A 13046-nucleotide genomic window follows, 5' to 3' on the forward strand; every position below is an offset into this window, starting at 1 on the left:
ATATTGCAATCTAAAGCCGCTTGTGCGATAACTCATAAGAAAAACGAACTTATCGGGGGATGGTACTAAGTGCGTATGAAAAACCTATCTAATATTTTGCTGTTAGCGCTGATTGGCGCTGGTTTTGCAGGCTGTGCACATCAGTCTGTAGTGACGCCATCCAATGGTCACATAGACGGTCAATCCAATCCATCTCAGCCTAGTCAAGCAATTGCTGCAGACATACCAAAACCCGTTAAAACTCCGGCCTATTTGCCTCCGCCAAAAGCTAAAGCAAAAGAGCAAACCTATAGCGTCGTAGTCAACGATGTACCTGTAAAAGAAATCCTCTTTGCCTTGGCTCGTGAGAGCAAGCTCAATGTGGATATTAATTCTGGCGTACAAGGTCGCGTTACGCTTAACGCAGTTGACCAAACCTTACCAGCTATTCTTGAGCGTTTATCCAAACAGGTCGATCTGACCTATAAGATTGATAATAACGTGCTGTATATCGGGCCTGATCTACCTGTGCTTCGTACTTACAAGGTTGATTACGTCAATATGTCACGAGACACCACGGGCTTTATCGGTGTCGCTGCGGAAATATCTGGTACAGGCAGAAGTGCCTCTACTGGTAGCTCTGGAAGCTCAACTACAGGCACTTCAGGTGGATCGAGTAGTTCTGGCGCGGCCAGCAATAGTTCTAGAACGCAGGTGGCTAGTATTTCGCAGAATCATTTCTGGGCTTCACTGATTCAAAACATCAAGGATATTCTGGCCGAAACCGACAAAGAAGTGATCATCTCGCGCGGTGATGGTAGCGACCAAACAGAAGCGTCAACGACCACACAAACTCCACCTACTGATGGGTCAAATCCATCCGATAAAACCAATATTACTGTCAATCTTAAGCCCACAGCGCAAGATCGTGAAGCTGCACGCACTGAATACAAAACGCTATTTGCAGCTACCGTAATCGCCAATCAGGAGGCTGGTATTATCAGTGTGCGAGGTACTAGCAAGCAGCATGAAAAGGTTCAGGAGTTTCTGGATAAAGTCATGTCTAGTGCGAAACGTCAGGTCTTGATCGAAGCTACGATAGTAGAAGTACGTTTGAATGATGGCTATCAGGCTGGTATTGATTGGAGCCGTTTGAATAATGCCGGTGCTGGTGGGGTGACGATACAGGAAAGCTTGACCCCTCTAATTAGTTCCAGTGCCAGCAATACCGCTGCTAGCGCTGGTTTAGTGGCTGGTTTCGTCAATGGTGCAAAAAATTTCAGCGCTTCCATCAGTTTGCTAAACCAATTTGGTGATACCAAGGTTTTATCAAGCCCCAAGCTCATGGTGCTGAATAACCAGACAGCTGTACTAAAAGTAGTAGATAACTTGGTTTATTTCACCATTCAATCGCAAATTTCCCAGGGTAGTGTGCTTGGTGGTGCCAACCTTCAATCAGTAACGACGACGGCGAATACAGTGCCAGTTGGAGTTGTCATGAGCGTGACGCCGCAAATCAATGATACTGGTGAAGTGAATATCAATGTACGGCCAACGATTTCAAGTTTAATACGGTATGTACCAGATCCAAATCCGCAAATTATTGGCGTTGTAAATCAGGGTATTCCCGAGATTCAAGTACGCGAAATGGAATCCATGCTGCAGATCAATAGCGGCAATACCGCAGTGCTAGGTGGCCTGATGCAAGACCAGATTCAGCGTAATACTGATAAAGTACCCGGCCTGTCAAATATCCCTGGTCTTGGCCGTTTATTTACTTCACGTAATGACACAAGCAGAAAAACTGAATTGGTTATTTTTCTGCGCCCAACAGTGATCAAAAATGCAACGCTTGAAAGTGATGAGTTAAAAACATACAAACAATATCTGCCAGAGCCACAGCTTGAGAAGAAGCTCGACGGTAACGGCTACTAAATAGTTATGAGTCTGCTGATTAAAGCGCTGGAAAAGGCGGAAAAAGGGAAAACTGGAGATGCTAAAAGTGCATCACCAGAAGGCCATCCACAACCAACGCCTATCTTGCCAGTAGATGAACTTTCTCTTGAGCCTTTGTTCGCTGATGCGGGGCTAACCTCTCAAAAAAAGCAGCCCGAATTTGAGAGCAAAAACGCTAAACAACAAGCTGCAGCAGATGTGTTCGCTGCCAGAAACTCAGCCAATCAAACTTCTAAGATGGTGTTGGTAGTTGCGGGCTTGAGCATTGCACTATTACTGCTGATAGGGTTTAAGTTTTACAGTTATTTGCAGACTTTGAATCAGCCTGAAGTGGTCATTGCAAAAGTAACTGAGCCAATCTCTCCTGTTTCTACAGGTGTCATTGCCCCACAGAGTCAGACATTAGAAAGCTCAATACCAGCGAACGAAATTCAAAAAGAAGCGCATGTTGATGAAGTCGCTACGAATGATAAACAAGATTTAAACCAAGTCGAAAAGCCTAAATTATTGGCGCAAAAACCACCATCACAAGCGCTCGTCTTTGGCACACCTGTAGAAAAATCGGCTGAGACTGATGTCAAAATCACCCGTAGCGCGCCTGCTAATGTAGTAAGCCCGGCGTTGCTAGTTGCTTACCAGGCCTTTATGAATGGGGATGATGTAACTGCGCAGCGTAACTATCGCCAAGTATTGCAGTCTGATATTCGTAATGTAGATGCTTTGCTTGGCATGGCTGCCATTGCGGCGCGCCAAGGCCGTAATGACGATGCGGCAGGCTGGTATGGCAAAGTGTTGGAAGTCGAGCCAAGAAATACGGTGGCTTTGTCAGAATTGGCTGCCAATACAAGCCAGGCAGACCCTGTCGCCACAGAATCACGTATTAAAAATTTAATCGCCCAGCAGCCAGAAGCTGCCTACCTGCGTGAGGCGCTGGGAAATTTGTACGCAGATAAAGGCCAATGGCCAGCTGCGCAGCAAGCTTATTTTGATGCGTTTCATATGGATGCTAGCAATGCGGAATATGCGTTTAACCTGGCGGTAAGTCTTGACCAATTGGGCAAGCCGAATCTGGCGTTGGATTACTACAAGCGCGCCTTGGCTTTGATACCTGCTACTGGCAGCAATATAGACCGCGCGCAGCTTGAGTCACGCATCAAACAACTGCAATAACACTATTTTTTTGTAAATCAATCCTAGAGAATTGACCACATACTGATATGGCTGAACAGCGACGCAAATTACGCCTAGGCGAACTGATGGTGCAACAAAGCCTGATCAGTCAGGATCAGTTGCGCATTGCTTTGATGGAGCAAGACCAAAGTAATATTCCTTTGGGTCGCCAGCTGGTGCGCCTGGGCTTTGTTACAGAGGCCATGGTGCGCGACTTGGTGGCACACACTATTGGTCAAGAGAGTATCGATCTCACCGTTGTGATTGCCGATGCAGATGCGCTGAAGCTGGTGCCAGAACACTTTGCGCGTCGTTATCACATATTGCCTATCTCGTATGAAGAGCCTACCAAGCAACTCATTGTTGCCATGGCCGATATGTTTAACGTGGTGGCGCTGGATCAACTACGTGCGATGCTGGGCGGTCAGATACAGGTCAAGCCACTGCTGGCTGGTGAAGCCCAGCTCGAAGAGTATATCGACCAGTTTTATGGCTACGAGCTGTCGGTAGATGGTATTCTGCGCGAGATTGAAACTGGTGAAATCGATTACCAGAGTTTGCAGCAAGATGGTGACGAATATACCCAGCCAGTCGTACGCCTTGTGGGTGCCTTGCTCATGGATGCAGTGAAACGCAACGCTTCAGATATCCACTTTGAGCCTGAGTATGCGTTCTTACGCATACGTTACCGTATTGACGGCGTGTTGCAGCAAGTGCGTAGTTTGCATAAAACCTTCTGGCCAGCGATTGTCGTTCGCCTGAAAGTTATCAGCGGCATGGACATCGCCGAAACGCGCGCCCCGCAAGATGGCCGCTTGCAAATCAGTTTGTGCGGTCGTCCGATTGATTTCCGCGTTTCAAGCCATCCGACAATTCATGGTGAGAATCTAGTACTGCGCGTACTTGATCGCGAAAAATCGATTATTCCACTTGAGCGCATGGGTTTGCGTAACACCACACTAGACGAGCTCAAGCTCATGATGACGCGCCCAGAGGGCATCATGGTCGTTACAGGTCCAACGGGTAGCGGTAAAACGACCACGCTGTATTCATTGCTCTCATTCCAGAACACCGAAGCTGTAAACATCATGACACTGGAAGACCCAGTGGAATACCCCGTCACCATGATGCGCCAGACCTCAGTGGCAGAAGTGAACAAGCTGGATTTTGCCAACGGCATACGCTCTATCATGCGGCAAGATCCTGACATTATCCTGGTCGGTGAAATTCGCGATTCAGATACCGCTACCATGGCTTTTCGCGCAGCGATGACTGGCCACCAAGTGTTCAGCACGTTGCATACCAATTCAGCGCTAGGCACATTCCCGCGCTTGCTCGATATTGGTATTTCACCCGATATCATGGCGGGCAATATCATCGGTGTAGTCGCACAGCGCTTGGTACGGGTGTTGTGCCCGCATTGCAAGCAAGCGCATACGCCAGATGACGAAGAGCGCAAATTACTCAATGTAAAAACGCGAGAAGACATTACCATTTATCGCAACGTAGGCTGCAAGCGCTGCACTTATACGGGCTACCGCGGCCGCATGGCAATTATTGAATTGCTGCGCATTGATGCTGATATGGATGCTTTAATCGCACGTCGCTCACACCTGGATGAAATGCGTAAATTAGCCTTGGATAAAGGCTTTATTACGTTGGCCGATGATGGCGTGCGTCGTATCCTCGAAGGCTATACGAGCCTGAGCGAGGTCATGCGCGTCATCGATTTGACCAGTCGCATCCGTTAAACGCCGTGCCTACCTACAACTACAAAGCGGTAGATCAGATTGGCCGCACGGCCAACGGGGAGATGGACGCCCTCAATGAAATTGATCTCGAATTAAGGCTGGATCGCATTGGGCTCAGCCTGATTACTTTTCGGCTTGCCAGAAAAACAGCAGGGCTGTTTGGAGGCAAGAAAATCAACCTGCAAGACCTTGTGATGTTCTGCTTTCAAATGGAGCAACTCACGAGCGCAGGCGTGCCTTTGCTTGAAGGCTTGGCCGATTTACGCGATAGCAATCCCAATCTGTATTTCCAGAAAATACTCGCTGCAGTGATTGATGACGTAGAAGGCGGTAAGCTTTTTTCAGAAGCATTGGCGCGGCATAGCAGCGTATTTAACAATGTATTTGTCAGCTTGATCAAGGCCGGTGAGCAAACTGGCAAGTTGCCCGAGGTTTTTGAGAACTTGGCCACCACGCTTAAATGGCAATATGAGCTTGTGTCACAAACCAAACGCTTGATTGCATATCCATTGTTTGTACTGGTCGTTGTACTGGGCGCAATTACGTTTTTGATGATTTACCTAGTGCCGCAAATGGTGTCTTTTTTGCGCAATATGGGGCAGGATTTACCTATACAAACCAAGATACTGATCTTTATCTCGAATGCTTTTGTCAGCTACTGGTGGCTTATTCTGTCGGTGCCAGTGCTGCTTATTATCATTTTAAAAGTGGCGGTAAAGCAAAGCGCAGAAGTGCGTTACCGTTACGATTACATCAAGCTGCACTTGCCAGTCACAGGTGAGATTTTGCAAAAAATCATTCTCGCGCGCTTTGCCCGCTATTTTGCGTTGATGTACCAAACAGGCATCCCGATTTTAGATGCGATTAAAACGTGTGAAGATATTGTGGCAAATAAAGTGGTGGCAGATGCGTTGAATCGTGCCCACCAACAGATTAACGCGGGGGATAGCATGAGCGAGAGTTTCAGGAATGCAGGGCTGTTCCCGCCGTTGGTGGTACGTATGATCAAGGTTGGTGAAGGTACTGGTGGCTTGGATAAATCACTGTTAAAAATCAGCTATTTTTATGATCGTGATGTGAATGAAAAAATAGAGAGCATGCTCAAAATGCTGGAGCCAGCGCTTACCGTGATACTTGGCGCGATACTGGCATTTATCATGTTCTCCGTGCTCGGCCCAGTGTACGATTCATTCAGTAAACTTAAAATTTAATGATGCATTCAAACCGTTAAATATGGCGTTATTCACTAAAATCGTACTGTGCGCATCTGGCAATCATCTGACTGCCGGGGTGTGGTCTTGGCGCAAGCTGCGCTCGTTTCAGGTATTTGATAACGATGCGCAAGGCAAAGAAGATTTCGCACATTTTTTGCAGAAATTCCCCAATACCAAGATTTATCTGCTCGCCGATTCTGTTGAAGAAGATTACCGCGTAGAGAATCTGCCACATACGTTTGGTGGCGCCAAGCATGAGCTGGTAGAGCGCAAACTCAGCCAGATTTATCGCAATACCGTATTTCGCGTTGCGCACTTTATCAATCGCGAAAAAGATAAGCGCAAAGATGATCGCTACCTGTTTTTAGCGCTCAACAAAGTCGAGTTCTTAAATGGCTGGCTAGAGGTCATTGAGGCACAGCAAGCGCCATTGACGGGCGTTTACATGCTCTCCATGTTGAGCCAAGTGATACTGCGCCGCATGCGCTTGGTAGAGCCGCATATTATCTTAAGTGAGCGCTTGAATTCAGGCTTGCGCCAGACCTATTTGCACAACGGTAATTTAAGAATCAGCCGTCTTGCGCCTATGCCGCCAGAGGCCGAAAACCAGCTTGCCTATTTTTATCTGGTTGAAACCGAAAAAACGCGTCTTTACCTGATTAGCCAGCGTTTCATCACGCGAGAAACTCCGCTCAAAATGCTGTTGCCAGGCTTGGATGACAGTAGCAAAGTCATTTGCCGACACATTGAGCAAGAGCAGGGCATTGATTGCGAGCGTATTGATCTCTCCGACCTCGCGCACAGTATCCACATCAAACCGCAGTTGCTTGATGCCAACCCAGAGTTGCTGCACATGCACTTGCTGGCTATCGGTAACGTGCCAGATAATCTGGCGCCTGCCAGTCTGGTTAAGCAACACCAGGTGCAGCTCATCAGGCAAGGTATTAACTTGGCGAGTATTTTTATTGTATTGCTCGGTTTATTGATGAGTGGCCTTTACGTTAAACAGGCGCTGGATTTAACTGCAGATACCAAGCAGGCCGCGCTTGATACGCAAATGCAAAACCAGCGCTATGCTGATGTCGCCAAAAATTTCCCTTCTACGCCTATTGCCAGTAATGATCTGGCTACCGCAGTTGAAATCAATAACACCATTAAGCAATACGGCAAAGCACCGCGCCGCATGATGCAAGTTATCAGCAATGCGCTTGAAGCCTCACCAGAGATTCAATTGGATCGCTTACACTGGTTGCAAACCAACGATGTTAGTTTGAAAGATGACGACAAAACATTGGTTGCCGTACCTAGTGAAAAAACCAGTCAGCAATCCAGTTTTGTGCCAGATCCAACCGTGCTGTATGAAGTGGGTTTTATCAACGGCCAGATCAAAATGTTCAATGGCGATTATCGTGCAGCCTTGGAGTCAGTGAATCATTTAGCTGAGTTACTCAAAGCAGATAGCAATGTTGAAAATGTTGAGATATTGCAAGCGCCCGTCAATGTCAGCTCATATACTGCGCTGCAAGGCAGTACTAATGATGAAAAAGCTGCTCTGCAAGCCGCTGCCATGTTCAAGCTGAGAGTTATCCTCAAACGTGAGGTGCCAACCACATGAAACTGAGTCGGCAAGATTGGCAAAAATTGCGCTACCCAGCCATTGGCTTTGGCCTAGCGCTGATATTGATGACGTTGCTATATACCTATGTGGAAAGCGTGCGCGACCAAGCCCAGCAAACCTTGGATAAACAAACCAGCCAACTTAACCAGGCACGCCAGAAATTCCAGACCTCAGGGCAAGAAAAAGACACCATTGTTAAATACCTGCCGTTGTACCAGCAACTGATCAGCGATGGCTTTATTGGCGAAGAGCACCGCATAGAATGGATAGACGATCTGCGTACGATTCACGATCAAAACAAACTGTTCAAGATCAATTACAGCATCGCCAGCCAAGAAGACTACAAGCCAACATTCAACCTGAACGCAGGCACATTCAAACCCAAACGCTCAGTCATGAAGCTGGAGCTTGCCATGTTGCATGAGGGCGACTTGCTGGGTTTGATAGAGCAGCTAGATGCACGCCAAGCCACACCCTTCATATTGCGTGATTGCGAAATCGTCAGGCTTTCAAGAACCATCAGCAATAGCTACATCCCCAATATGCAAGCCAATTGCGAGTTGGATTGGATCACCCTGCGGGAGCCGGAGCAGCCACATGGATAACTTTGTGATTAGATTGCTCATGTTGGCTGGCTTAATGATCAGCATCACAGCGCATGCCAGCGATAGCTTCGGCCGCCTATTTACCACGCCCGCTGAGCGCACCAATCTCAACTACATGCGCCAAACCGCAAGGTTGCAATCACAAGAACAAGCCGATGGCATTGAAAAAGTAGCTCCGCCCGTCATACCATCAGAAATCTCCATGCAAGGCTACGTCAAGCGCAGCGATGGCAAAAAAGGCACCGTGTGGATCAATAACCAGCCCATGCAAGAAAACACCTCAAATTCAGAAGTGACCGTAGGCAAAATGCACGGCGATAATAATCAAGTGCCACTTACATTGCCAGCTAACGGTAAGAACCTGAGCTTAAAAGCAGGACAGATATATAAACCAGAGACAGATAGCGTGAGTGAAGTTAGCGCGCATAGCAGCTCTGAAAAAGAGCTTAAAGGTACGATAGGCAATAGTGAATTGCCTATGACTAATCAACTGAATCAGGCAGATAGCAACCAGAAGTAATCTATGATTTTTGGTTTTAAAATTATCAATAGCGTTTACTCAGTGCGCAAAGAATCTGGCGCTACTCTCATTCTCCTATTATTTATTATTGCCTTAGCAGCAACGGCATATAGCCTTAAAGTTTTTGATGCTAGTGACTTAAAGGCAGAACGAGATAGAAAAACTATGCTAGCACTGGCGGAAGCGAAAACTGCATTACTTGGATATGCTGCAAGTCCAAATCTCAATGCTATTTGCACTAGTTCAAATTGCCCTCGTCCCGGTGATTTGCCGTGTCCAGATACTAATAATGATGGTGTTAAAGAGACTACATGTGGGAATGCCAGTGGAACAACCAGTCAGGCTGCGCGTTTAGGAAGATTGCCATGGAAAAGCCTAGGCCTAGAAGATATCAGGGATGGAAATGGAGAGCGTTTATGGTATGCCGTTTCAAGTCGATATAAAGAAAATAGTCGTTTTAGCCCTTTAAATAGCGATAGTGTTGGCACAATTAGCTTACGTGATAGTACAGGCAACCTTATCAGTACCAGTTTAGTAGCAATCGTATTTTCAGCAGGGCCTCCACTAGTCAGGCAGGATGGTGTCTTACAACTAAGAGATACGGCAAATGAGAATGTTGCTAGTAATTATCTAGACATTGCGTTTGGTGAAGACAATGCAGATTTTGTTGATGGAACTAATAATGGGTTTATTATTGGTCCTATCAGAAGCGTAACAGGATCTGATATGGTCAACGACAAACTCCTGACAATTACTCAAAGTGACATGATTCCAGTCATCGAAACTCGAGTCTTAGCAGAATCCCAGAATGGGTTGCTTGATTATTATTGTGGGCTAGGTAACGTTAATTATTCAACCAAATCATGTTCTGGTGCAGGTGGATTTTTCCCCAAACCAGCTAGTTTTTCTGACACGGGATGCCTTGGAAATGTTGCCATAGGAACAGGTACCTGTGGTGAAGGAACATTAACCCATGGGCGTATCTCGGCTAATCCAACTATTCCGTGGACATCTACATCAATATTTCGTGGAACAAGCGTTGGGAATTGGTTTCAGTTAAATGCCTGGCGAGAGCTAATCCATTATGCGGTTGCCCCCGCTTGCATGACGGGAACCACTAATTGTCTTGGCTCGGGAGGTTTCTTGACACTTAACAACTCAATAGTTACACCAGTAAACATTAAGCAATTTATACTTATTGCGACTGGGGTTACTTTGCCAACACAGCTGCGCACTTCTGCATTAGATAAGTCGGCAGAAGCTAATTATCTTGAAGGTGAGAATCTGTTCCCGCTGGATAATAGCTATATTCGAACTTCACCTCTAACTAATGCTATCAACGATAGAGCGATAAGTCTTCCATGATTAATTCATTAAATATTCACCTCATGAAAATAAGGTATCGTGGTTTTACTTTAGTTGAAATGGCTGTTGTTCTTGTAATAGTAGGTTTGCTGTTGGGGGGGGTATTTGTGCCATTGACAGCACAGCTTGATCAACGTAATGCTACACAGACTCAGAAGACGTTGACTGAGATTAAAGAGTCATTACTAGGATATACCGCAATAAATGGACGTCTGCCTTGCCCAGCAGATAATACTTCAGCGGGTCTGGAGAATCCTCTTGGAGGTGGTGCTTGTGTAACCCCTTATGCTGGTTTTGTGCCAGGTGTTACGCTTGGCATCACTCCAACTGATACTCAAGGTTTTGCAATAGATGGCTGGGGAAACCGTATACATTACGCAGTTACTACTTCAAATTCTAATGCTTATACGACAGTGAATGGCTTGAAAGCTATAGGTTTTACGATAGCCTCCCCCAACCTTTATGTATGTAGTGCTAATGGAGGCTCATCTAATTGTGGGTCAGCAAATTCACTTACCACTTCTGCACCAGCGGTTATCTACTCTATTGGTAAAAATGGTCTTACGGGGGGTACAGGTATAGACGAATCACAAAACCCAAATCCAAATAGTGCGGATAACAATGCCGTATTTGTTAGTCATGATATAACGGCAAGCGGAGCACCCAACGGGGAATTCGATGATATGGTCGTTTGGTTATCAAATAGTGTATTAATTAATCGCATGCTTTCTGCTGGTCAGTTACCTTAATAAACCTCACATGAACGACAATCAACTTCTGCGTTACAGCCGTCATATCCTTTTGCCGCAAGTTGGGTATGAAGGGCAAGATAAGCTCGTTAACAGTCATGCATTGGTTGTTGGCGCTGGTGGTTTGGGTGCGCCAGTGGCCTTGTATATGGCGGCTGGCGGTGTAGGCACATTGACCATCTGTGATTTTGATACGGTTGATCTGACTAACCTGCAACGCCAGATTATTCATACAACTCAAACAGTCGGCATCAATAAGGCGCTTTCAGCGCAGAAAACACTGCATGCCATTAACCCAGAAGTGCTGGTCAATACGGTGACTGAAAAATCTACTGAGGCTTCAATGATGGCGTTGGTTGCGCAGGCTGATGTTGTGATTGATTGTTCCGATAATTTTAAAACTCGCTATACACTCAATAAGCTGTGCGTGGAGTTGAAAAAGCCACTCGTATCTGGCGCCGCGATTGGTTTTGAAGGCCAAGTGACAGTGTTCGATATGCGCCATGGCGATAGCCCTTGCTATCACTGTTTATTCCCCGATACAGGCTCAGACCAAGAGATGCGCTGTGCAGATAATGGCGTATTTGCGCCGCTGGTCGGCATGATAGGCACCACCCAGGCCGCAGAGGCAATGAAATTACTGATGGATATTGGCGAAAGCTTGCAGGGGCGTTTGCTGTTGCTGGATGTATTGGCAATGGAGTGGCGCACTATCAGGCTGAGTAAAGACCCAGCCTGCACGGTTTGTTCTAACTAACTACTTGCCACCAACCAGCGCCTTCACCGCACTCACTACATCTCCTGGCAGCAATATAATCTTGGCGTTGTTCGAGTCAGATACTTTTTGCAGCGCTTGAATATAGCGGTCGCCCAGTAAAAAAGTGGCTGAACTGTTGTTTTCTTTCACGGCTTCGGCAATTAGGCGGATAGATTCTGCTGAGGCTTTTGCCGCAATCTCTTGCGCTTCAGCGTCTTTGCGGGCGGCTTCCAGTCGGGCTTCAGCATTCAGAATCAGCGATTGTTTTTCACCTTCGGCACATGTGACTACGGCTACACGTTCGCGCTCGGCCGAGGCTTGTTGTTCCATGGCATGTTGCATGTTTTGCGAAGGTTTGATGTCTTGAATCTCGACTGATTTAACGGTCAAGCCCCAGTCCAGCGCTTCATCGGCGATGGCTACTTTCAACTCGGCCTTGATGCGGTCGCGCGAGGTGAGCGCCTGGTTCAGATCCATGCCGCCAATAATCGAGCGCAGGCTGGTTTGCACCATGTTACGCATGGCGACTTGAAAATTCTCAATGCCATACACCGAGCGCTCAATATTGCTGACCTTGATGAACGCAATGGCATTGGCCAATATCACGGCGTTATCTCGGGTAATGACTTCTTGTTGCGGCACATCCAGGATAATGTCTTTAGTGGTCACGCGGTAACTTACGCGATCTATCCATGGGAAAATCAGGTTAAGCCCGGGCCTGAGTACCGAGTGGAATTTGCCAAGCCGCTCAACGACCCATTCTTCACCTTGCGGCACGATACGTATACCCAGCCAGATGGCAACAACAACGGGGATGAGTAAAACAATCATAAATTCGGTCATGGTTTTTCCTTATTAAATGCGTAACTTAATTGGCGCGCTTTACGCGCAGGCTATTGCCTTCAATGGCAGTGATTAGGGCTTCTGCACCGGGCTCAATTTCTTCATCAGACACTACAGGCCAGCTACGGCTACCCATCACGCCTTGTGCAAACTCAATCTGCCCAGACTGTTTGGCACTGACTTTTTGCGTGATTGTTCCCACGCGACCAATTTCTTCACCCTGCGATTGACCTATGCGAGAATCCGTTGATGTTTTTTTGTAGTTGAGCTTCCATACAGTGAGAGAAGCCAACGAGATCAGCGCAAACAAAAAGAACTGCAACGCAACTGGCGTAGAAGGAAAGATAGCCATCATCAAAGCAATGACCAGCGCAGCCACGCCAAACCATAAAATGTAAAAAGTACCAGTGGCCATCTCAATGGCGAGCAAGATCAACCCTAATATGCCCCATGTCCATAACGTATTCATTCGGCTTTGCCCCTTGTTGCTTCTTATTAATACAGTATTCAGATAATACC

The 13046-nt window shown here is 46.8% G+C and carries 12 protein-coding genes; 10 read left to right on the forward strand and 2 right to left on the reverse strand.

Annotated features, from left to right (window positions below; genetic code table 11):
* Positions 1–75 precede the first annotated feature (75 nt).
* The 10 genes from mshL to ZMTM_RS00565 are packed head-to-tail and all read left to right on the forward strand — an operon-like array spanning position 76 to position 11684.
* Entirely contained in the window at positions 76–1914 is a 1839-nt protein-coding gene (gene mshL / locus ZMTM_RS00520; protein WP_221764414.1) for a pilus (MSHA type) biogenesis protein MshL, read from the forward strand.
* A gap of 6 nt (positions 1915–1920) precedes the next feature.
* Entirely contained in the window at positions 1921–3105 is a 1185-nt protein-coding gene (locus ZMTM_RS00525) for a tetratricopeptide repeat protein (RefSeq protein WP_221764415.1), read from the forward strand.
* 47 nt (positions 3106–3152) lie between these two features.
* Positions 3153–4856 (forward strand): GspE/PulE family protein, encoded by a 1704-nt coding sequence (locus tag ZMTM_RS00530; RefSeq protein ID WP_221764416.1) that lies wholly within the window; start codon positions 3153–3155, stop codon positions 4854–4856.
* 5 nt (positions 4857–4861) lie between these two features.
* Positions 4862–6067, forward strand: coding sequence for a type II secretion system F family protein (locus ZMTM_RS00535; protein WP_221764417.1), 1206 nt, complete (start codon positions 4862–4864; stop codon positions 6065–6067).
* Positions 6068–6089: 22 nt separating this feature from the next.
* A complete protein-coding gene (locus ZMTM_RS00540) occupies positions 6090–7685 on the forward strand; it encodes a hypothetical protein (RefSeq protein WP_221764418.1) in 1596 nt (531 codons plus the stop codon).
* Entirely contained in the window at positions 7682–8293 is a 612-nt protein-coding gene (locus ZMTM_RS00545) for a hypothetical protein (RefSeq protein WP_221764419.1), read from the forward strand. Before ZMTM_RS00540 ends, ZMTM_RS00545 begins: the two co-directional genes overlap by 4 nt.
* Entirely contained in the window at positions 8286–8813 is a 528-nt protein-coding gene (locus ZMTM_RS00550; RefSeq protein WP_221764420.1) for a hypothetical protein, read from the forward strand. Before ZMTM_RS00545 ends, ZMTM_RS00550 begins: the two co-directional genes overlap by 8 nt.
* 3 nt (positions 8814–8816) lie before the next feature.
* Positions 8817–10178: a hypothetical protein gene (locus tag ZMTM_RS00555; protein WP_221764421.1), complete on the forward strand. Its 1362-nt coding sequence runs from the start codon at positions 8817–8819 to the stop codon at positions 10176–10178.
* On the forward strand, positions 10175–10927 hold the full coding sequence (locus ZMTM_RS00560) for a prepilin-type N-terminal cleavage/methylation domain-containing protein (RefSeq protein WP_221764422.1): 753 nt from the start codon (positions 10175–10177) through the stop codon (positions 10925–10927). The genes ZMTM_RS00555 and ZMTM_RS00560 overlap by 4 nt, the downstream gene beginning before the upstream one ends.
* 10 nt (positions 10928–10937) lie before the next feature.
* The gene (locus tag ZMTM_RS00565) at positions 10938–11684 is read left to right on the forward strand and encodes a HesA/MoeB/ThiF family protein (RefSeq protein WP_221764423.1); all 747 of its coding nucleotides are present in this window, start codon (positions 10938–10940) and stop codon (positions 11682–11684) included.
* Here the strand turns inward: ZMTM_RS00565 and ZMTM_RS00570 are convergent, their stop codons facing one another.
* Positions 11685–12527, reverse strand: a complete 843-nt coding sequence (locus ZMTM_RS00570; RefSeq protein WP_221764424.1) for an SPFH domain-containing protein — start codon at positions 12525–12527, stop codon at positions 11685–11687. It lies immediately after the preceding gene.
* A gap of 25 nt (positions 12528–12552) precedes the next feature.
* Entirely contained in the window at positions 12553–12996 is a 444-nt protein-coding gene (locus ZMTM_RS00575) for an NfeD family protein (RefSeq protein ID WP_221764425.1), read from the reverse strand.
* Between the last annotated feature and the right edge of the window lie 50 nt (positions 12997–13046).

The organism is Methyloradius palustris, assembly GCF_019703875.1.
In the GTDB taxonomy this organism is placed as follows: domain Bacteria; phylum Pseudomonadota; class Gammaproteobacteria; order Burkholderiales; family Methylophilaceae; genus Methyloradius; species Methyloradius palustris.